This is a genomic window from Oceanicaulis sp. (genome assembly GCF_965284345.1).
GTDB lineage: Bacteria > Pseudomonadota > Alphaproteobacteria > Caulobacterales > Maricaulaceae > Oceanicaulis > Oceanicaulis alexandrii_A.
The window spans coordinates 512,184-532,218 of the sequence record NZ_OZ260073.1; the positions used below are offsets into that span (position 1 = coordinate 512,184).

The window sequence follows — 20,035 nt, forward strand, 5'->3', positions numbered from 1 at the left end:
TCATGAAGATCGCGGTCATCCCGGCGCGCGGCGGCTCCAAACGCATTCCGCGCAAGAATGTGCGCCCCTTCCATGGCCGCCCCATGATCAGCTGGCCCATCGCGGCGGCGCTGGAGACGGGCCTGTTTGATCATGTGATCGTCAGCACCGATGACGATGACATCGCGCAAGTCGCGGAAGACGCCGGCGCCAGCGTCCCGTTTCGCCGTCCGGACGAGCTGGCGGATGATTTCACCGGCGTCATCCCCGTGATCGCGCACGCCATGCAAGAGATGGAGCAGATCACCGGTCAGGCGCCAGAGCTCGTCTGCGCCCTTTACGCCACCGCGCCCTTCCTCAGCGCCGCCGACATCACGCGCGGCCATGACGCCCTGGTCGAGGCGCCACAGCAGGAGTACGCCATCTCGGTGACGCCGTTTGCGTTTCCTGTGCAGCGCGCGCTGAAAGCCGTGCAGAGCGAAACCGGGCCGGGCCTGGCGCCGATGTATCCAGAATTCATCCGTTCACGGTCCCAGGATCTGGAAGAAGCCTTCCACGACGCCGCACAGTTTTTCTGGTGCCGTCCCAAAGCGTTGAGCGAGCAGGCCCCAGTGTTTTCGCCACGTTCCATTCCGATCCTGATCGCGCCTGAACGCGTTCAGGATATCGATACCCCATATGACTGGGACCGCGCCGAGCTTATGTTCGCTGCACTGCGCAAGGATGACGCGCGTAATCCGCAGCGTTAGAGTGCGCGTAAACAGAACTGCAACCGGTCGTGGGGAGCGCCCGGACAGCACAGAACACAAAACAGGGAAAACACCCGACATGCGTTTTGAAGGCACCAAGGATTATGTGGCCACCGAAGAGCTGGCCGCCGCGGTGAACGCCGCCATCATTCTCGAACGTCCGCTTCTGGTGAAGGGCGAGCCCGGCACCGGCAAGACCGAGCTGGCGCGCCAGGTTGCGTCCTCTCTGGGCGCGCCGCTGATCGAGTGGCACATCAAGTCCACCACCAAGGCGCATCAGGGGCTTTATGAATACGACGCCGTGGCGCGTCTGCGCGATTCCCAGCTGGGTAATGACAAGGTCAACGACGTCAAAAACTATATCCGCAAGGGCAAGCTGTGGGAGGCCTTCGACGCCGATGTACGCCCTGTCCTGCTGATCGACGAGATCGACAAGGCCGATATCGAGTTTCCCAACGATCTCCTGCAAGAGCTCGACCGGATGGAGTTCTATGTCTACGAGACCGGCGAGACGATCAAAGCCGAACAACGCCCGATCGTGATCATCTCCTCCAATAACGAGAAAGAGCTGCCCGACGCCTTTCTGCGCCGCTGCTTCTTCCACTTCATCGCCTTCCCCGACGAGGAAACGATGGAGCAGATCGTCAATGTCCACTTCCCCGGCATCAAGTCCGAGCTGCTGGCTGAAGCGCTGGAGATGTTCTTTGAAGTGCGCAGCGCGCCGGGCCTGAAGAAAAAGCCCTCCACCTCCGAATTGCTGGACTGGCTGAAGCTCCTTTTGGCCGAGGATATTGATCCAAAGGTGCTGCGCGAGCGCGACACCCGCAAGCTGATCCCGCCGCTGCATGGCGCCCTTTTGAAGAACGAGCAGGATGTTCAGCTGTTTGAACGCCTCGCCTTCATGACCCGGAGAGAAGGCTAGGAGCCGAGCGCATGGCCCTTTTCCATCGCTTCTTCACAGATCTGCGCGCGGCGAAAATCCCGGTCTCCACCCGGGAATATCTCACCCTGCTTGAAGCCCTAAAAAAAGGCGCGATTGAGCAGGAGGTGGACAGTTTTTACGCCGTCAGCCGCGCAGCGCTTGTCAAGGACGAGCGCAATTTCGACAAGTTCGACAAGGTCTTCGCCCATCATTTCGAAGGCATCGAAGCGCTGGGCGATCTGTTTAAATCCGACGAGATTCCCGAAGACTGGCTGAAAGCCCAGATGCAGCGTCATCTCACCAAGGAGGAGATGGACGCGCTTCAGGAGATGGATTTCGACCAGCTCATGAAGACGCTGCAGGACCGGCTCAAAGAGCAGGAAAAGCGCCATGAGGGCGGCAATAAATGGATCGGCACTGGCGGCACGAGCCCGTATGGCAATTCAGGCTGGAGCCCGAACGGCGTGCGGATCGGCGGCAAGTCGAAAAACAAGAAAGCCAGCAAGGTCTGGGAAAACCGCCGTTTCAAGGATCTTGATTCAGAACGCGAGCTGGGCACCCGAAACCTGAAGATCGCGCTGCGACGCTTGCGCCAGTTCGCCCGCGACGGCGCGGAAGAAGAGCTTGATCTGGACGGCACGATCCGCGCCACCGCCAATAAAGGCTATCTGGACGTCCAGATGCGGCCCGAGCGTCGCAATGCGGTGAAAGTGCTGGTGTTCTTTGACGTGGGCGGGTCCATGGACCCCTATATCGACCTGACCGAACGCCTGTTCTCAGCCGCGCGCGGCGTGTTCAAGAATCTTGAGTATTTCTACTTTCACAACTGCATCTATGAAGGCGTGTGGAAGTCGAATTTACGCCGCCGCACCGAAACCCAGTCCATGTGGGACGTGCTGCACAAATACCCCAGCGACTACAAGGTGGTGATCGTGGGCGACGCGGCCATGTCTCCATCCGAGATCACCCATCCTGGCGGCTCGGTCGAGCACTGGAACGAGGAAGCTGGCGGCGTCTGGCTACGGCGCCTGAAAGAAACCTACCCGCATCTGGTGTGGCTGAACCCGACGCCCGAGGGTTGGTGGCCGCATACTTATTCGGTGCAGCTGGTGCGCGAGATCATCGGCGAAGACCGCATGTTCTCTCTCACGCTGGCGGGCGTCGACAAGGCGATGAAGGAATTGACCAAGCGGCGTTAAACGCCAACTCGTCCTCTGAGAAGGCGATCTGGCAAAGTGCGTATGACTCGACCAAACACGTCCGGCTCATGAGTCGCTTGAGCGTAAACAAGAGCGCCCTGAATTAGCATCAGCCCATCTTCCGCCCTATGACGCGCCTCATCAGGCGTCAGGCCGGTTTCTTCCAATACGCCCGAAATGGCATCCCGCAAGGCATGGAAGGCGCCGGCCACCGGGTCTGAAAACTGGTTCAGCGCGTCTGTAGACCCGGTCAGCCGGTTCAGAAGACATGCGCTCGCGCCACCGTGATAGAAAGCGCGCAAGGTTTCAGACATGGCGCTCAACCGTGCCTGGGCCGATCCTTCGGCGCCAAGGTCTGCGCTCACATCCTCGGCCAACCGCCCCACATCCCAATCGAGAATCTCGGACGCCATCTGCTCCTTCCCACCGGGAAAGCGATGATAAAGGCTCGCCTTTTTCAGCCCGGTCGCTTCTGACAAACGCGCCAGAGACGCCCCTTCATAGCCATCCGCGCGAAAAGCGTCAGAAATTTTCTCAAAAAGACTATCGTTATCAATCAGTGCTTTACGGCCCATTTCGGTTTCCTTATAGCGCTCAGATCTATATATAACCGAACAATCGGAAAAATAAAGCTTGACCTGTGATCGCCCTTCCATATTTTACCAATCGTTCGGTCAAATATGGAGAAACGACATGACCTCCCCACGTACTGCCCTCAAAGCCGGCGTTGCGGCTCTGGCCCTTTTCACGGCCGCCGTTCCGGTTCTCACCTCAAACACCGCCAGTGCGGTGAACACCACCGCCTCTAGTGTCGCCTCGGCCCTGCTGCCGGAAATAGCTGAAGTCTCCTACCGATCGATTGAAATCGATGGCGTGAGCATGGCCTATCGCGAGGCTGGTGACCCGAGCCGTCCTACCGTGCTTCTCTTGCACGGCTTTCCAACATCGTCGCATATGTTCCGCAATCTGATCCCGGTTCTGGCGACCCGTTATCACGTATTGGCTCCGGACTATCCCGGCTTCGGCGCGTCTGACATGCCCGACCGCGCACAGTTCGAGTACACTTTTGAGCAATACGCCGGGATGGTCACTGAACTCATGGACCGTAAAGGCGTAGAGAGCGCCAGCTTGTATCTGATGGATTATGGCGCGCCTGTGGGCTTCCGCGTTTTTGCAGACAATCCCGAGCGCGTTGACGGCTTCATCATCCAGAACGGCAACGCCTATGAAGAAGGGCTGGAAGAGTTCTGGGACCCAATCAAGGCGTTGTGGAATGAGCCGTCAGTTGAGCATCGCGACGCCTTGCGCCCAATTCTCGAAGTGGGCGCCACCGAATGGCAATACACCCATGGCGTCGGCGACCTTGAAACCGTGTCCTGGGACAGCTGGCACCATGATCAGCACCTTCTGGATCGTCCGGGCGCCAAGGAAATCCAGCTGGACTTGTTTTATGACTACCGCACCAATGTGGATGAATACCCACTCTGGCAGTCGCTCTTCCGCGAACATCAACCGCCGGCGATCATCTTGTGGGGCAAGAACGATCACATCTTTCCCGAGGCTGGTGCTCACCCGTATCTGAACGACCTCGAGACTGTAGAGTTTCACCTACTCGACACCGGCCATTTTGCATTGGATGAATATGGCCCGCTGATGGCCCGTGAGATCGTGGAGTTCCTAGATCGGGAGGTGGATGATTAAGCCTTGCCTCTAAACGACGAGACAGGAAGGCGCCGCACCTGTAACCCGGTGCGGCGCAGGTCTATTCCGGATCGCCATGCACGGCGGCCTGGCCGTGCTCGATGCCCAGCGCGCTTTCCACACGGCGCACCCAGCCGTTCACCGCGGGAAACTCCGACAGATCAAATCCGCCCTCATCCGCGACGCGGGTATAGGCGACCAGCGCGATGTCGGCGGCGGTCATGTCCTCGCCCACCATGAAGCTTTGCGACAGAAGATTCATCTCCATCACCCCCAGGGCGCGACGCCCCTTGGCGTAAAGATCGGGGTCGAGATCAGCCTCGCTGGCGCCCTTGAAGCGCAAGGCGCTGCGACGCATGGCGATATAGGGCTCATGGGAATATTGCTCCCAGAACAGCCATTGCATCATCACTGCGCGCTGAAACGGATCGGCGGGGATCAAATCCGTGCCTTCGAGAAGATACAGCAAGATCGCATTGGACTGGGCGAGCGTACGGCCGTCCGCCATGCGCAACACCGGAACCTGGCCCGCGGGGTTGAGCGCCAGGAACGAGTCGCTGCGCGTCTCGCCGCCGAAGATGTCCACTTCCACCCAGTCATGGGGCGCCTGTGCGAATTTCGCCGCCCATAGCGTCTTCAGACAATTGCCGCTTTCGATATTGCCGTAGAGGGTGACGGGCTGCATGGCGCTCTCCTGAAAACTTTCTGCGAGTTTTAGCTGCACCCGGCCATGATGCAATGCGAGACAGGGGTTTGGAGCCGTGACACTTCAGCCTATAACGCCGCCATGACGTCTAAAACGCCCGACCATTTTGATCTTGAAGATCTCAACGCCCGCACGGCGCCAGAGGCGTGCGAGACCATGGCTGACGTGCGCGACGGCGTGGACCGGATGGATCGCGCCCTGGTCGCGCTGATCACCGAGCGCACGCGCTATATGCAAGCCGCCGCGCGAATCAAACCCAGCCGGGACGTGGTGCGCGACGAAGCGCGCATCGAGGATGTGGTGGGCAAGGTGCTCAAGAGCGCCGAAGCCGCAGGCCTGCCCGCGCAAATCGCCGAACCGGTCTGGCGTGAGCTCGTCGAGCAATCCATCGCTTACGAATTCAAGGTCTGGGACAAGACGCGCTAGCCGCGCACGGCCGCCATGGCGTCTCGCGCCCGCTCGGACGCCCGCTCGACCGCCTGCAGCGCTTCTGCATCCGGAAAGCAGGCTTCCGCCTTCTCGCACGCTTCTCCCAGCTCCATCGCGCCGACGCCGCGCGCCGCGCCCTTGAGGGTGTGAACCGCCGTGCGCCAGTCGTCGTCAGATCGGGCGGCCTTCATCAGACCGACGCAGGAATCGATCTGATCGGACAGCAAGCCGAACAACTCGGTCTCCAGGGCCGCATCGCCAGCGGTGTATTGCTCCAGATGATCTCGATCCAAAACGGGCGCGCTCATGGGCGTCCAAACCTCCGTATATCGAAGATCCCAGCCTTAGAGCCCCCATCTTAACAGACCTTCACGCAGCGGGGCGACTTGTTCGTATGCTTAAGGAGACGTAGGGCTGGGCCTCCTGCCAATCAGACCCAACAATGCAAGGACGCAACGACTCCATGATGCTGTCAGACGTAATCGGGCTCACAGGCGTCGCCTGCGTGCTGTCCGCCTTCTTCCTTCTCCAGATCGAGAAAGTGCGCAGCGACGGGCTCGGCTATCTGCTGCTCAATCTGTGCGGCGCCGTACTCTTGCTCGTCTCTTTGATGGTGACGTTTAATCTGGCGAGCTTCGTCATCGAAATATGCTGGCTGTCCATCTCTCTGTTCGGTTTGACGAAATGGGCGCTTCGCCGGCGACGTGAGCGATCAGACTCTTGACCGTTAAGGCCTAAAGCGTTCAACTCCGCTCATGAGCTTGCTAGACACATACAAGGCCCGTTTGGGCCAATCGCATTCGTCGGACTGGTTTGAGGTCACTCAAGATCAGGTCAACACCTTCGCGGACGTGACCCTGGATCACCAGTTCATCCATGTGGACCCTGAGCGCGCCAAAAACGAAAGCCCGTTCGGAGGCCCGATCGCCCACGGCTTTCTGACGCTGTCCATGCTCAGCCATTTCGCCGAGAAGGCCCTGCCGGCCTTCGAGTCAGGCGTGATCGGCATCAATTACGGCTTTGAGAAAGTGCGCTTTCTGACGCCGGTGCGTGTGGGATCCAAGATCCGCGGCGCGTTCACGCTGGCCAATGTCATCGAACGCAAGCCTGGCCAGCTTCAGCTGACCCAGGACGCCGTTGTAGAGATTGAAGGCTCTGACAGCCCGGCGCTGATCGCCCAATGGCTCAGCCTGGTGGTGGAAGGCTAGACGCCTTTTCAGCGAAAGCGGGGGCTGGTTTCGCGGTTCAAAAGTCGACCGAAACGGCTCTAACGCTCGAACGCCTGCCCCACCTCATCGAGTTGCGCTTCCAGCTTGTCCAGCAAGGTCATGAGCTGGTCGCGCTCTTCGTCTGAAAATGCGGCGAGCAGCTTTTGCTCATAATCGAGCGCCAGCGGCGCCACATCTGCGTAGATCGCTCGGCCGTCCGCCGTCAGCGACACATCGCTGGCGCGTCGGTCTTGCGCGTTTTGAATCCGGGTCACGAGGCCGCGTTCGTCCAGGGCGCGGATGGCCCGGCTAACGCTGACCTTGTCCATGGCGGTGGCCTCGCACACCGCTTGCGCGGTCAGGGATGCGCCCTCGCCCAGCACCGCAATCACCCGCCATTCCCAGATTGTCAGCCCGAACCGGGCCTGATAGGCCTTGGCGATCAGGCTGGACGCCTTGTTGGACGTGACAGACAGGCGATAGGGCACATAGGACGGCAGGCGAAGGCTTGCGCCCTCGCCTGCGTCTTTGGGTGTGCGGGCGTCGTCGGCCAAGATTACTCGGCCGCCGGCTCGGTCTTGATCACGCCGCGGCGGATCTGGTCGAGCTCGATGGATTCAAACAGGGCTTTGAAATTGCCCTCGCCGAAGCCTTCATTGCCCTTGCGCTGGATGATCTCGAAGAAGATCGGGCCGATATTGGTGGTGGTGAAGATCTGCAGCAGCAGGCCGTCGCCGGTTTCAGGATTGCCGTCCACCAGGATGTTGTTCTTCTTCAGACGGTCGAGATCTTCGCCATGGTTCGGCACGCGCTCGTCGACCAGCTCGTAATAGGTCTCCGGCGTGCCCTGGAAGACGACACCGTTTTGGCGCAGCTGCTCAACCGTCGCGTAGATGTCCGGCGTGGTCAGGGCGATGTGCTGAATGCCTTCGCCATTGTATTCACGCAGATATTCAGAGATCTGGGACTGGTCGTCCGAGCTTTCGTTCAGCGGGATTTTCAGCTTGCCGCACGGGCCGGTCATGGCGCGGGACAACAGGCCGGTGTGCTGGCCCTTGATGTCGAAATAGCGGATTTCACGGAAGTTGAAGACGTTTTCGTAAAAGCTCGCCCATTTGTTCATATTGCCGTTGATGACGTTGTGGGTCAGGTGATCGAGCACCTCAAGACCCACGCCGCCGGTGTCTTCGGCGCCCGCGATCGGCTCGAACAGATCATCATAGATCGTCTTGTCGCCATAGGTGTCGACCAGATAGAGCGCCGAGCCGCCAATGCCTTTGATGGCCGGGATCTCGTCAGTCCAGACACCGTCGCCGAACGGTTCGGCGCCGCGCGCAATGGCGTCAGCATACGCCGCCTTGGCGTCTTTCACTCGGAAGGCCATGGCGTTGGCGCTGGGGCCGTGTTCCTTGCGGAACTCCGCCGCCTGACCGGTGTCTTCCTTGTTCACCAGGAAGCTGATGTCGCCTTGCTTGTAGCGGATGATGTTCTTGGTCTTGTGCTTGGCGACCGCAGTGAAGCCGAGGCTCTGAAACAGCGCCTCGATTTTTTCCGGTTCCGGGCTCGTATACTCGACGAACTCAAAGCCGTCGGTGCCCAACGGGTTCTCAAACAGATCGGCCATGGGGGCGCTCCCTTAAATCAATCGTGATGCGCCGGCGGGCTTGATCAGCCGCTCTCCGGCGCGCATCGTCGTGTGGCGGAAGATAGTATCATTTGCAACTAAATTCACCCCCTATCTCAGCGGCCCGCCTCAAACACCGGAGAAAAATTCAATGAAACTCGTCCTGCACGGCTATTTTCGCTCCGGCACCAGCTATCGCACGCGTCTGGCGCTGAACTGGAAGGGCGTTGAGTATCAGTATGTGTCGGTGAACCTGGCCACGGGCGAGCAGCATTCAGACGCGTATAAAGCTCTGAACCCCCAAGGCCTTGTCCCGGCGCTGGAAGTGGACGGACAGGTGCTCACCCAGTCGGTGTCGATCCTGGAATGGATTGAAGAGGCTTTCCCGCAGCGCCCGCTCCTCCCCTCTGATCCCATCGATCGCGCCCGCGTGCGCGCTTTCGGGGCGGCCATCGGCTGTGATATTCATCCGCTGCAAAACCTGCGCATCCTCAAAAAAGCCCGCGAGTTGTCCGGCGATGACGCCGAGGCCGGCCCCGCCTGGGCGCGCTACTGGATCAGCCTCGGATTTGACGCGCTGGAAAAACTGGCCGAACAGGCGAAAGGCCAAAACGGTTTCATCTTTGGCGACGGTCCGAGCCTGGCGGAGATTTACCTGCTGCCGCAAATGTTCAATGCGCGCCGGTTCGGCGTTGATCTGACGCCGTATCCGCGGCTGGTCGCAGCGGACGACGCCGCCCGCGCATTGCCTGAGTTTGAACGCGCCGCGCCTGAAAATCAGCCGGACGCCGTCTAGGCGGTTTCGCGTTTGAACCAGTCGCCGCTGGGGATCAGCCGGGCGGTCTCAAGGCCGAGCACCCAGACATAGACCCAGGCGTCCCGGTCCGGCTCGATGAGCCGGACGTGTCTGCGCACATAGCGTGATCGCGCCGGATCTTCGGGCCAGTAATCCTCAAACGCATCCACTTTTGGCATAACGGACGCATCGCGCACTTCAAAGAGTTCGCCAACCACAGAGCCCGCCCCCTCGACCAGCCCCGGATAGGCGCCCAGATCATAAAGCTGGCCGCGCAGGGTGCAGGGGCCGAGGGGGGCGAAGGCGTTTTCAAGCCCGAATTGCGCGAATCCGCTCTCCCCGGCGCGAAGCAGGCCATAGACGGCGAACGCGTCGCCGGCTTGAACCCGCATCAGGTCTTGACCTTCATGATGGGCTGAAGTTTGCCATAGCTAAGGCTGCGCCACAGCCATTCAAACGGACCGAAGCGGAACATCTGAAGCCAGAGTACGGAGACGATCAGCTGGACGATCCAGACCGTGACCACCAGCTGCGCCTGCTGCACGCGTTCCAGCTCGCCGAACAGGCCAAGGCCGATCCCGCCCACGGTCAGGAACACCATGACGATCGACTGCGTGAGATAATTGGTGAACGCCATGCGCCCGGCCGCCGCAAACGGCGCGCGCACCAGCTTCAGCCAGGGCGCCTTGCACGCCAGATTGACCACAGCTGCATAGCCGAAACTGACCAGAAGGCTGCCGCCATAATTGGTGGCGGTATGAATCCACATCGTGTCCAGAGAGAAGTCGTGTTCGATGGCGATCTGGCCGCCCCAGGCCACGATCGGCAAGCCGACGCCCAGCCCGACCGCAGCGGCGATGACGTAATTGCGCACGCTCCACCGGCCCAGCACAAAACCGAGCTTGTACAGCGCCATGCCGAGCAGCATCACGCCAACGATGCGACCACCGAAGAACGCGACCATCAAAATACCGGCCAGCCCGTTGATCGCGTTGGGGATGCGGCTGGGCCAATAGCCGCTCTGATAGGTGTTCACCAGCTCCGCCAGCTGCTCCTCGCTATAGGCCATGCCCACATCCACCGGCCCCATATCGGCCGGCAAGAGGGTGAAACTAGCGAAGATGGCGATCATCAGGAGCCCGGACAGCGTGATCCAGAACAGGCCCCAGCCGATCAGCTTGCCTGGCGACATGCGCCGGAAGAACACGATGATGAAACCTGCGATGGCGTAGGTGACCAGGATGTCGCCAAACCACAGGCCGAACATGTGGATGAGGCCGATCACCAAGAGCCAGGTCATGCGCGAGAAATGCAGCTTGCGCGAGGCGCCTTCCTCTTCGCCCACCATCAAAAGCATACCGGCGCCGAACAGGGCGGAGAAAATGGTGATGAACTTCATCTCGAAAAAGACGTGCGAGATATACCAGACCGTCAGATTGGCCCCGGTCAGATCCATGTGCGCCGGCGGGTACGCATAGGCGTTGGACGCCATGGTGAAAGCCTGCACATTCATCATCAGAATGCCCAGCACGGCGATGCCGCGAAGAACATCAAGACTTTCAAAGCGGTCCTTCGCGGCCACTGGCGCGGTATGCAGGCTCATGACAATCCCCCAGTCCTGACAGGCCCCAGTCTTAACAGGCCTTGAGTATTTGATAAGCTCGCCGCATTTCAGAGGCGGCGCAAGACTGTTATCAGTCCAGCACCATCTAGTCTTACCAAGAGTTCATGAAATTTCAGCGCGAATGACCTTGTCTCGATCTCGGGCCGGGCGCATAAAAACATGGCTCAACTTGCGCCAAGGCTCGTTATGTCGCTTCTGATCGATATCGCCCATATGATTCTCGCCGCCACCCTCTCTTTTCTGGGATTGGGGTATGAGCGTGACGATGAAGCGCGCGCCGTGCAGCTGGTCCCTCAACAGATCGAAATCTTTTCAGGCGACGCTCTGCTGTCCTCAGCCTCATTTTCAATGCCCGCGCATAACGCTCAATCCTCGTGCGCTCCTTCCCTTGTGACCGCACCGCCTCAGGGCGGCTCTGGCGCTGCGCATGCGCACGCTGTTCCGCAGATCGTTATTGTTAACGATTGCGAAACCCTATCTTTGCGGCGTGCGCTTCCCGCGCTTTGATCGACTCACACTCTGGCGTTACACACAGGGTCTGAACAAACAGGCCTGCAGTGCCGCGTGATTCTGTTAGGATAGTCGTTTCACGGCGATATCCGAACGGGATCAGCGCCAAACCAGACGAGACGTCATGGCTGCCAAGGATACAAAAGACGCTGAAAAGATTGAGGAAAGCGTGATCGCCGAACCGGCGGGCGGCGCGCTGGAGGCTGTGCGCTCCACCCCGCTCGCCCCCCAGATGACCGCGCCCCCTCCCAAGACCGAAGGCGGCGGATGGCTGGCGTTTGGCGGCGCCGCGTTTGGATTATTGTGGTTTGGCGGCGCTGCGGCCTATCTCGCCGGTTATACTGATCTCACCGCTTTAAGCCCGGCGCAGATGGCCGGCCTGTCCGTCTTCGCGGCCGCCCCGGCTCTGCTGTTCGTGCTGGCGGGCCTTCTGGGACGTGAAGTATCGCGCGCCGGCTCTCGTGCGCGTCATCTGGATGCGGCGGTCCTGCGTCTCGCCACCCCGACCGAGCATGCCGAGGAAGACGCCTCGCGGCTGGCCGATGCGATCACCATGCAGGTGGACCGCGTCAACAAGGCGATGGAGAGCGCCCTGGCGCGGCTTGCGGCCATGGAAGAGGTGATCACCCACCATGCCGAAAGCCTCGAAGACGGCTCCAGCCGCGCCAAGGAGCGCGCCGAACAGCTGACCCGCGCCCTGCGCGACGAACGCCTGCGCCTCAATGACGTGTCTGAAGGCCTGGATGACAAGGCGGCCATGATCGCGGCCGCCATTCAGGACCAGTCCAAAATGGTCGCCGCCGCCGCCGAGCTGGCCGACGCCAAGGCGTCAGAGGGCGAGCGCCTGATCCGCTCTGGCGCCGAGCGCCTGAGCGCAGCCGGACAGGCCGCCGAGGAAGCCGGCGACCGGGTCGCCCTGTCGCTGGACGCGCGCGCCACCGAGCTGCGCGACTTCTCCGACATGCTGCGCAATCGCACCGACGGGCTGGAAGACGCCTATCTCAAACACCGCGACCGCCTGCAGGATGTGACCGAAACCCTGCGCAAGGAACAAGAAAAGATCGGCGCCGCGCTCGACTTCCACAAGGCTGAGCTCGAAACCATGACGCGCAAGGCGCGCGACGGGGCTGAAATCCTTGAAAGCACCGCCAAGAATTCCGGCGAAGTCTTCCTTGACGCCGTAGATAAGGCGTTGGGACAGGCCAAGGACCTGGCCAATTCCCTGTCTGAACGCAGCGAAGAAGCCGCCCGCGCTCAGGAGCGTGCGCTCGACCGGATGCGCGACGCCGCCCGTTCTGCGCGCGAAGCCGCCGAGGAAGCCGGCGAGAGCCTGAAGAAACAGGCCGACGACGCCGAAGCCGCGCTTGAACGGGTTAGCGAAAGCGGGTTTGACGTGGCCCGCCGCTCTGACGACGCCTTCCAGGCCCGCCTGCGCGAGGCTGAAGACCTGACCGTTCGCGCCGAGAAGGCTGCCGAAGAGGCCGCCGAGGCGGTGCGCAAGCAAATGTCTGAAACCCTCGACGCCGCGCGCCGCGAAAGCCGCCGGATCGAGGATGAACTGTCAGGGCTTCGCAGCAAGCTTGATGACGCACCGGACGCCGCGCGCAACGCCGCCAAGGCCATGCAGCGCACCCTGGAAGATGGTCTGACCCAGCTCAATGAAACCGCGCAGACCGCCTCCGACCAGGCACGCGACATTGACGCCCTGTTCCAGTCGCGCATCCGCCAGAACTATGAATTGCTCAGCGATTTCATCCTGCGCATGGGCTCTGTGGCCGGGGGTCACAAACCGCTGGACCTCAACATCAACGAATTGCCCGATCCGCTCAGCGCCCGGCGCAAGGAGGAGGACGGCGACAAAGCCGACAAACCGGCGCGCAAGCGCACGGAAATCGCCAAACGCGAGGCTGACGCCCGCTCCGCGCAGACGCGTGACAGCGCCGAGCGCGATGAAGACTGGGAAGCCTCCAAGATTGAAGAACGCAAGGCCGAACGCGCCCGCCGCAAGGATGAGAGCAAGCCCGATCTGAAGGCCGTCCGGCCTGGCCGCTCTGACGAAGATGAAGACGAGGCGGCGCTCAATGGCGATGAAGAGGATCCGGTGCGCGACAGCATCCGCGACGGCGTCGAGAAAGCCCGCAAGGAAGCCAGCTGGCGCTGGCGCGATCTTCTGGCCAACATGGATTCAGACGAGACTCCGTCGGCGAACAAGGACGATCCCAAACGCAATCGCCGCAATCGCGACACCTAGGCGCTCGGCGGCACACACAAAAAGGCCGGCCTCAGATGGGGCCGGCCTCTTACCAGATGTGTCGATGAACCACGCATGCCCCCGAGTGCGCCAAGGTTCTCGTCAGGTGAATGCCCTCGCAGATATCTGCGGGGGCAGTTTCGTCGTCAGGGATGTCGGCTGTGTAAGACAAAGCGGTCATTATTCATCTAAACGCGCACATCCGCTTTAGGCAGGCGCGTCCAGATGAACCCAATGAGAAGCGCCAGACTCACAGCCAACATTGTAGTGACGGATTTGGCGATTGTCGCTGTGCTTGTGGCGTAGACCAAGGGGCCCGATACGTCTGGCCAGCTCCAAATCATCGCCACGACCCCGAGGTTTTCGATGTAATCGAACAACGCACTGCCGACCGAGAGCGCAACGGCAAGGTGGACAAGTCTATTGTTTGGCAAACGTTGCCCGAACCAGAGAACCGTGCAGCTCAAGGTCAGCGCGAGCAACGCCGGGTAGAGTATGTCCAGAGGTATCTGGCGTTTGAGATAGTATTGGCGCCCCTCCATTCCCAACGCGTCAAGAAGCGATGCCGCCTCTACGGGACCGTAACCGAATGGTCGCATGTCGAAGGGCGCCTGCCCCGAAACGACCTCGAGGTGGGCGAGGGTGATGCTAACCATTGCGAAGTAAATTGACGCCGCAACCATTGCTGCGCCAATCGCGATCATTCCGACGTGCTTTGAACTGTTTTCTTTCGTCATTTTGCTGCCTCCTTGACCTGAGCCACACATGCCGTCAGACAAAGCCATCTGCATTATCAATTGATAAGGCTTGCCAAAATGGATCTGAGGACCTTCCTGACGCGATCACCTGACTTGTCAGATGTGGCTTGCAGGGAAGGTTTTGCGGCTCAATGGAAACCAAGGCGTCTGAACAAGGCGGAGCAAGTTACCCGTCAAGGACAACCCGAAACAGATGAGTACGTTCTTTTGGAGGGGTGTCTGACGAGCAGTATCGGCGACCCAGAGGGCAAAGAAGTCTGTGTTGGATTCTATGTCGGTCCCTGTGTTGTTACGCCGAACATCGCGCGAACGCGGGATAGCGAGTCGCTCGTCTCCATTGCGGCAACCACCGATGTCTCGCTTGCCAGGATCGACAGTGATTTGCTTTCAAATCTGATGATCTCATCTCAGTCCATCCGAAATTGGGCGAATGCGGTTCTACGAGACGCGTTGAACCAGAAAGCGGAGAGAGAGTGGTGCCTTGCGGCTCTTGGAGGTGCTGAACGGCTCAACTGGTTTCGCCAGACCTTCCCAAGCTATGAGGCCATGTTTGCCCATACATTGATTGCATCCTTCTTGGGGATCACACCGGTCACGTTGAGCCGTCTGCGTGCTCGCGACCGACAAGGATCGTAAACTGACATTCGTGCGCCGCGCAGCATCTGGCAATCTGGTCTCGTAGGGGACGAACAGCGTGTTGATGATTGCACCCTGATCCGGTCAGGATCATCAACACATCCGGTAAGGGGCTTGTCAGATAAGCCCGGCCCTCTTTGTTACACGCTGGGTCGCCCTCGCTAACAGGCGCTATCCGCGCACACCACGCCGGTCGTCCAGTCCGCCAGGGCATGGGCGGTTTGATTGGAGGCCTGGCTGAACGCCTCTATCAGCGCCGCCTGACGGTTATCGCTGGCCCGGACGCTGATATCAAAGCGGCGTGAGGCCGCCAAAGCGCGCTCCTCACGATCAATCAGGCGGGCGACCATACGCATCTGGATCAGCGGTGCGCGGTCGTCGCCTTGATCGTATTCGGCTTCAAACCGGCGCAACTCCAGCTGCAGGCGATAGCGCGCCAGCACCCCGTCTTCACTGCGGGCGGGGATCAGTTCCGGCGTTTCACTGAGGAAGACATCCAGAATACGATCGTGCAACAGCGTGGGCGCCGGCGACAGCCAGGCCGCGCCTGCCATATAGGCCAGCTCGCCATCGCGCAGCAGCGCCACCCGGTCGACCGCCAATCCCCGTGGCGCGCTGACATGATCAATCAATATGGTTTGCGCCTGGGCGGAGGGGGCCACTTCGTCCGCCGTCAGACCGGTCAGGCGATACAGCGACACCGGCTCGCTTTCCGGCAGCAAGGAGATGCAGCCTGGCGTGACCAGAAGACTCACCGCTCCAAGCGCGCCCAGCGCGATTTTTCCTAAAGTGCTCATCGCGGCACCTCCACTTCAGCGCCTTCAGGTTCGGCGATAAATCCGGCTGGATCAGATTCCAGCTCCAGCGCGACTCGTTCAAGCGCGGCGACCAGGGATCGCAGATCGCGCAAGGTTGCGGTCAGCTGGGTCAGCCCGTCCTCGGAAAACTCTTCGACGCCCGGTCGGATCGCGACCAGCGCGTCATAGGTCTCGACAGCGGTGCGATCGACTTCCTGCGCGGCGGCGGCGGTGTCTAGCGTCGCCGGCGTCAGGTCATCGACCACATAGCGTTCGGTGACCTGGGCGAATTGCTGCATGGCCTGGGCGGCGACGGACACATCTGCGCCCGCCTGCTGCACACTGTTCAGCGCCGCACGCGCTTCGCTGATCAACAGTTCGCGCTCGGCCAGATCGCCTGTGATCGTCTCGATATGATTGAGCGTGTTGGTCATGCTCTCGAGGTTTTCATCGCTGAGCAGGCGACCGATCCGCACAAAGCTGAGCTGGGCGGATTCCAGAAGGCTCTCGCCCCCTTCCACCAATTGCTCGATCTGGGCCTGAGTGGCGTAGATGCGCGGCGCGCGATCACCGGGCCGGCCTTCAAGGCGCTCCGCATCGGGAGACCCCGCCGAGATCTGGATATAAGACAGCCCTGTGAGACCTTGCGGCTCCAGCTGGGCTTCGGAATCCGACTTCACCGGCGTTTCCACATTCACCCGAATGCGCGCAATTACCTGGCCGGGATTATCAGGATTTAGGCCCAGCTCGGTCACTTCGCCGACCTGAATGCCGTTAAAGCGAACCTCCGATGCCGGGCGCAAGCCCCTCACCGCGCCGTCAAAGACGACGTCGTATTCACGAAATTCGCGGTCCAGCGCCGCCCCGGACAGCCAGAGCGACAACATCACCCCCGACACCGTCAGGAAAACGACGAAGAAACCCACAATGGCGTGATGCGCTTTGGTTTCCATAGCGTGCCTCTAGTCCTCAGCGGCTTGTCTTAACACGGCGCGTCCGCGTGGACCGCCAAAATATTCCTGGATCCAGGGATGCGGATTGCGGGTCAGCGCATCCAGCGGCGCATTGGCGATGATCGTCTTGTCGGCGATCACCGCAACCCGGTCGCAGATGGCGTGCAGGCTATCAAGATCATGGGTGATCATCACCACGGTCAGATTCAGGGTCTCAGACAATTCCTTGATCAAATCATCAAAGGCGCTGGCCCCGATCGGGTCGAGCCCGGCCGTGGGCTCGTCCAGAAACAGAATGTCGGGATCCAGTGACAGGGCCCGCGCCAGCCCGGCGCGCTTTTTCATGCCGCCCGACAATTCCGCGGGAAACTTGCCGCCCGCCTCGCCCGACAATCCCACCAGGCCGATCTTGAGATCCGCGAGTTCTTTCATCAAGCTGACCGGCATGCGCACATGCTCGCGCATGGGCGCCATGACGTTTTCCTGCACCGTCAGCGAGGAGAACAGAGCGCCGGCCTGAAACAATACGCCCCAGCGCTTTTCCAGCTCCAGCCGGTCGCGGCCCGACATTTTTGACATGGGCGCGCCGCGAAACAGGATCTCGCCGCCATCTGGGGATTTCAGCCCCAAAATGGTGTTGATCAGAACCGACTTGCCCGAGCCTGACCCGCCGACAATGCCCAGAGTCTCGCCCTGCCGTATCTCGAGATCGAGGTTGTCATGAACCACATGAGAGCCGAACTGGCTGCGCAGGCCGCGTACTTCGATGAGGGGGGCGCCGCTCATATGTCGAGCTCCAGATACATCATGGCGAACAGCGCATCGATCACGATGACCGCAAAGATCGCCTGCACCACAGACGTGGTCACCCGCGCGCCCAGGCTCTCCACATCACCGCCCACCTGAAGCCCGTGACGGCAGCCTACAATGGCGATCACCAGGCCAAACACCGGCGCCTTGGACATGCCCACCAGGAAATGCTTGAGGTCGATAGTGTCGTGCATGCGGGTCAGGAAGAAATTGGGTGAGATGTCCAGCGTCCACCAGCTGACCATCATGCCGCCCACCACCCCCGCCACCATGGCCGACAGGGTCAGAAGCGGCGCCATCAGCACGCAGGCCAGAACGCGCGGCAGGACCAGAACCTCATACGGGTCGAGGCCCATCACCTTCATCGCATCGATCTCTTGCTGCATCTTCATCGAGCCGATGGCGGCGGTGAAGGCGGAATCTGATCGCCCCGCCAGCAAGATCGCCGTAATCAGCACGCCAAACTCACGCAACACCGCGATGCCGACCAGATCCACGGTGAACACCGAGGCGCCGAAGGTTTCAAGCAGGCTTGCGCCCATGAAGGCCACGACCGCGCCGATGAAAAAGCTGAGCACGGAGATGATCGGCAGCGCGTCCACGCCCGCCGTCTCCATCAAGTGAATGGTGGGCGTCCAGCGCATCTTGGTCGGATTGATCAGCACGCTGAGCCCGGTGGTAATGGTGCGGCCGAAAAAGGCGAAGGATTCAACGGTTTCCTTCACGCCATCCTCCACCCCTGCGCCAATCCGGGCGAAGGTGGCGACCACGCCGCGTGGCGTCTCGTCAGGCATGGGGCAATCGGCGAGGCGTTCGCGCATCTCCCCCATCAGGCGGCGCGCCGTCTCGTGACGGCCGATGAAATGCCAGTCCGCATCCGGTTCGCCGCACCGGCTGAGGGTCCGGCCCAGCAGATAAGCGCCAGCGGTGTCGATCCGGCCCAGATGGGTCAGGTCAATCACCAGATCTTGAGGATCGGTCTCGGCTTCTATGCGCTTGAGTTGGCGGTTGAAACGCCCGACCGTCTCGATCAGCCAGTCGCCGCGCGGCTCCAGCACCAGACGCGCGCCTTCATGGCGCGTGGTCAGCTCCGCCTGCTGGCGCTCTGTTGCGATCGCTGCTGTCATGGTCCCCGCTTCCCCTGAGCTGTGAGGCTGAAATGGGAGTGTGGCTCCATTATGGCTGTGTTCGCGCGGTTTGCACGAGCCAGAATGCAAAGAGCAAACCCAGACCCGACGGAATCGCCATCACTGCAAAGCCGCCTGCGCCATACGCGCTATACGCGAATCCCGACGCATAGGCCGCCAGCGCCAGGATCAGACCGCCTGAAAACGCAGAATTGATCGCCTGCGCCATGGAGGCGAAGCGCTGCGGGCTGTTTTCCGCCGCATATCGCAAAAAGCCCAGATAGGTGGCGCTGAAGCTGAAAGCGTGCAGCAGCTGGAGCGGAAACAGGAGCCAAAGCGGCGGGGAGGCCGCGAGCGCCAACCAGCGAACCACGGACACCGCACCCCCCAGCGCCAGCACTTTTGCAGGGCTGACCGATTGAAGCAGCCGGGCGGACACGGCGAAAAACACGATCTCGGCCCCCACCCCGGTGGCCCAGAGCAATCCCACCGCCCCGGCGGGCACGCCCTCAGCGCGCCAGGCGACGGCGGAAAATCCATAATAAAACCCGTGCGCGCCCTGGATCAGCGCTGACGCCGCAAAGGCCAACGGCAAGCCATTGGACAGCATGGCCGCGACCATGCCGGTCTTCGGCGCCGTGATCTCGGGGGCGACAGGCTCGGGCCGGTTGCGCCCTTCGGGCAGCATCAGCGCGGTCAACACCGCCAGCGCGGCGCCGATCAAAGTCCAGGCCAGGGCCGCCTCGCCGCCCAGCCAGCCGATCAGCCAGCCCGCGCCCACATTGCCAAGAATGAAAGTCGCCGAGCCGAACGCGCGTGGCGGGCCGAACGCAAACCGGCGGCGGCTTGATTCCTGGATCGCGAAGGCGTCGATGATCGGCATGATGCCGGTGAAGGCGCCTCCGGCGAGGCCCGCCAACACCAAGATCGCCCAGGGATTGGTCGCGGGGATGAAGGCTGCGAAAGCGAAAAACGAGACCAGGGAATAGGTGAGGACCGCCCAGCGCTTTTTCGGCGCCCGGTCAGCCAGCATCGCGCCCAGCGGCGCGGCGATCACGCGTCCCGCCATTGAGGCGGCGGCCGCGGCTCCGATCATTTCAGGGCTTAATCCCCGTCCTTCATACCAGACGGGCATGTAGGGCAGGTAGGCGCCGAACCCCAGATAGAACGCCCCGTAAAAGAGCGCAAAGCGCACAGGGCGCGGAATCTGGATGAGCGCGGCGGACATGTCAGGGGGCTTAGCGCGGCTGGTCCTG

General features: G+C 61.1%; 23 protein-coding genes. 10 read left to right on the forward strand and 13 right to left on the reverse strand.

The window, feature by feature from the left end:
* Positions 1 to 2: 2 nt before the first annotated feature.
* From pseF to ACQ66J_RS02645, 3 genes are all read left to right on the forward strand, one after another.
* Positions 3 to 728, forward strand: coding sequence for a pseudaminic acid cytidylyltransferase (gene pseF, locus ACQ66J_RS02635; RefSeq protein WP_430430376.1), 726 nt, complete (start codon positions 3 to 5; stop codon positions 726 to 728).
* Positions 729 to 807: 79 nt separating this feature from the next.
* Complete coding sequence (locus ACQ66J_RS02640; RefSeq protein ID WP_375548619.1) at positions 808 to 1,650, forward strand: AAA family ATPase; 843 nt, start codon at positions 808 to 810, stop codon at positions 1,648 to 1,650.
* Positions 1,651 to 1,661: 11 nt separating this feature from the next.
* Positions 1,662 to 2,849, forward strand: a complete 1,188-nt coding sequence (locus ACQ66J_RS02645; RefSeq protein WP_430430377.1) for a vWA domain-containing protein — start codon at positions 1,662 to 1,664, stop codon at positions 2,847 to 2,849.
* Here ACQ66J_RS02645 and ACQ66J_RS02650 read toward each other — a convergent pair.
* Positions 2,846 to 3,424 carry a TetR/AcrR family transcriptional regulator gene (locus ACQ66J_RS02650; RefSeq protein ID WP_430430378.1) on the reverse strand — a complete coding sequence of 193 codons (579 nt, stop codon included), beginning with the start codon at positions 3,422 to 3,424 and terminating at the stop codon, positions 2,846 to 2,848. The two genes, ACQ66J_RS02645 and ACQ66J_RS02650, sit on opposite strands and share 4 nt — an antisense overlap.
* Positions 3,425 to 3,542: 118 nt before the next feature.
* Here ACQ66J_RS02650 and ACQ66J_RS02655 point away from each other — a divergent pair, with 118 nt between their 5' ends.
* Entirely contained in the window at positions 3,543 to 4,550 is a 1,008-nt protein-coding gene (locus ACQ66J_RS02655) for an alpha/beta fold hydrolase (protein ID WP_430430379.1), read from the forward strand.
* A gap of 61 nt (positions 4,551 to 4,611) precedes the next feature.
* Here the strand turns inward: ACQ66J_RS02655 and ACQ66J_RS02660 are convergent, their stop codons facing one another.
* The gene (locus ACQ66J_RS02660) at positions 4,612 to 5,235 is read right to left on the reverse strand and encodes a glutathione S-transferase family protein (protein ID WP_430430380.1); all 624 of its coding nucleotides are present in this window, start codon (positions 5,233 to 5,235) and stop codon (positions 4,612 to 4,614) included.
* A 102-nt stretch (positions 5,236 to 5,337) separates the two neighbouring features.
* Here ACQ66J_RS02660 and ACQ66J_RS02665 point away from each other — a divergent pair, with 102 nt between their 5' ends.
* Complete coding sequence (locus ACQ66J_RS02665; protein ID WP_375548614.1) at positions 5,338 to 5,682, forward strand: chorismate mutase; 345 nt, start codon at positions 5,338 to 5,340, stop codon at positions 5,680 to 5,682.
* Here ACQ66J_RS02665 and ACQ66J_RS02670 read toward each other — a convergent pair.
* Entirely contained in the window at positions 5,679 to 5,993 is a 315-nt protein-coding gene (locus ACQ66J_RS02670; RefSeq protein WP_430430381.1) for an Hpt domain-containing protein, read from the reverse strand. The genes ACQ66J_RS02665 and ACQ66J_RS02670 overlap by 4 nt on opposite strands.
* Positions 5,994 to 6,127: 134 nt before the next feature.
* On the opposite strand from ACQ66J_RS02670, the gene ACQ66J_RS02675 reads away from it, so the two are divergent.
* A complete protein-coding gene (locus tag ACQ66J_RS02675) occupies positions 6,128 to 6,409 on the forward strand; it encodes a CBU_0592 family membrane protein (RefSeq protein WP_430430382.1) in 282 nt (93 codons plus the stop codon).
* A gap of 31 nt (positions 6,410 to 6,440) precedes the next feature.
* Positions 6,441 to 6,893 carry a MaoC family dehydratase gene (locus ACQ66J_RS02680; protein ID WP_430430383.1) on the forward strand — a complete coding sequence of 151 codons (453 nt, stop codon included), beginning with the start codon at positions 6,441 to 6,443 and terminating at the stop codon, positions 6,891 to 6,893.
* Positions 6,894 to 6,952: 59 nt separating this feature from the next.
* Here ACQ66J_RS02680 and ACQ66J_RS02685 read toward each other — a convergent pair whose 3' ends face one another.
* Positions 6,953 to 7,447: a MarR family winged helix-turn-helix transcriptional regulator gene (locus tag ACQ66J_RS02685; protein WP_430430384.1), complete on the reverse strand. Its 495-nt coding sequence runs from the start codon at positions 7,445 to 7,447 to the stop codon at positions 6,953 to 6,955.
* Between the two features lie 2 nt (positions 7,448 to 7,449).
* Positions 7,450 to 8,517 (reverse strand): 4-hydroxyphenylpyruvate dioxygenase, encoded by a 1,068-nt coding sequence (hppD, locus tag ACQ66J_RS02690; RefSeq protein ID WP_430430385.1) that lies wholly within the window; start codon positions 8,515 to 8,517, stop codon positions 7,450 to 7,452.
* A gap of 151 nt (positions 8,518 to 8,668) precedes the next feature.
* Between hppD and maiA the strand changes: the two genes are divergently transcribed.
* Entirely contained in the window at positions 8,669 to 9,313 is a 645-nt protein-coding gene (gene maiA, locus ACQ66J_RS02695) for a maleylacetoacetate isomerase (RefSeq protein ID WP_430430386.1), read from the forward strand.
* Here maiA and ACQ66J_RS02700 read toward each other — a convergent pair.
* Both ACQ66J_RS02700 and ACQ66J_RS02705 read right to left on the reverse strand, forming a co-directional pair.
* Positions 9,310 to 9,705 carry a gamma-glutamylcyclotransferase family protein gene (locus tag ACQ66J_RS02700; protein ID WP_375548607.1) on the reverse strand — a complete coding sequence of 132 codons (396 nt, stop codon included), beginning with the start codon at positions 9,703 to 9,705 and terminating at the stop codon, positions 9,310 to 9,312. The genes maiA and ACQ66J_RS02700 overlap by 4 nt on opposite strands.
* Positions 9,705 to 10,916 (reverse strand): DUF418 domain-containing protein, encoded by a 1,212-nt coding sequence (locus ACQ66J_RS02705; protein ID WP_430430387.1) that lies wholly within the window; start codon positions 10,914 to 10,916, stop codon positions 9,705 to 9,707. The genes ACQ66J_RS02700 and ACQ66J_RS02705 overlap by 1 nt, the downstream gene beginning before the upstream one ends.
* Before the next feature lie 655 nt (positions 10,917 to 11,571).
* On the opposite strand from ACQ66J_RS02705, the gene ACQ66J_RS02710 reads away from it, so the two are divergent.
* Complete coding sequence (locus ACQ66J_RS02710) at positions 11,572 to 13,698, forward strand: hypothetical protein (RefSeq protein ID WP_430430388.1); 2,127 nt, start codon at positions 11,572 to 11,574, stop codon at positions 13,696 to 13,698.
* A 188-nt stretch (positions 13,699 to 13,886) separates the two neighbouring features.
* On the opposite strand, the gene ACQ66J_RS02715 is transcribed toward ACQ66J_RS02710, so the two are convergent.
* A complete protein-coding gene (locus ACQ66J_RS02715; protein ID WP_430430389.1) occupies positions 13,887 to 14,435 on the reverse strand; it encodes a hypothetical protein in 549 nt (182 codons plus the stop codon).
* Between the two features lie 78 nt (positions 14,436 to 14,513).
* On the opposite strand from ACQ66J_RS02715, the gene ACQ66J_RS02720 reads away from it, so the two are divergent.
* Positions 14,514 to 15,092 carry a Crp/Fnr family transcriptional regulator gene (locus tag ACQ66J_RS02720; protein WP_430430390.1) on the forward strand — a complete coding sequence of 193 codons (579 nt, stop codon included), beginning with the start codon at positions 14,514 to 14,516 and terminating at the stop codon, positions 15,090 to 15,092.
* A 161-nt stretch (positions 15,093 to 15,253) separates the two neighbouring features.
* Here ACQ66J_RS02720 and ACQ66J_RS02725 read toward each other — a convergent pair whose 3' ends face one another.
* Genes ACQ66J_RS02725 through ACQ66J_RS02745 form a run of 5 tightly spaced genes read right to left on the reverse strand, consistent with a single transcriptional unit; the run spans position 15,254 to position 20,007 of the window.
* Entirely contained in the window at positions 15,254 to 15,889 is a 636-nt protein-coding gene (locus ACQ66J_RS02725; RefSeq protein ID WP_430430391.1) for an ABC-type transport auxiliary lipoprotein family protein, read from the reverse strand.
* Complete coding sequence (locus ACQ66J_RS02730) at positions 15,886 to 16,842, reverse strand: MlaD family protein (RefSeq protein ID WP_375548601.1); 957 nt, start codon at positions 16,840 to 16,842, stop codon at positions 15,886 to 15,888. The genes ACQ66J_RS02725 and ACQ66J_RS02730 overlap by 4 nt, the downstream gene beginning before the upstream one ends.
* A 9-nt stretch (positions 16,843 to 16,851) precedes the next feature.
* On the reverse strand, positions 16,852 to 17,628 hold the full coding sequence (locus ACQ66J_RS02735) for an ABC transporter ATP-binding protein (RefSeq protein ID WP_430430392.1): 777 nt from the start codon (positions 17,626 to 17,628) through the stop codon (positions 16,852 to 16,854).
* Complete coding sequence (locus ACQ66J_RS02740; protein ID WP_430430393.1) at positions 17,625 to 18,779, reverse strand: ABC transporter permease; 1,155 nt, start codon at positions 18,777 to 18,779, stop codon at positions 17,625 to 17,627. The genes ACQ66J_RS02735 and ACQ66J_RS02740 overlap by 4 nt, the downstream gene beginning before the upstream one ends.
* Positions 18,780 to 18,828: 49 nt before the next feature.
* The gene (locus tag ACQ66J_RS02745; protein ID WP_430430394.1) at positions 18,829 to 20,007 is read right to left on the reverse strand and encodes an MFS transporter; all 1,179 of its coding nucleotides are present in this window, start codon (positions 20,005 to 20,007) and stop codon (positions 18,829 to 18,831) included.
* Positions 20,008 to 20,035 lie beyond the last annotated feature (28 nt).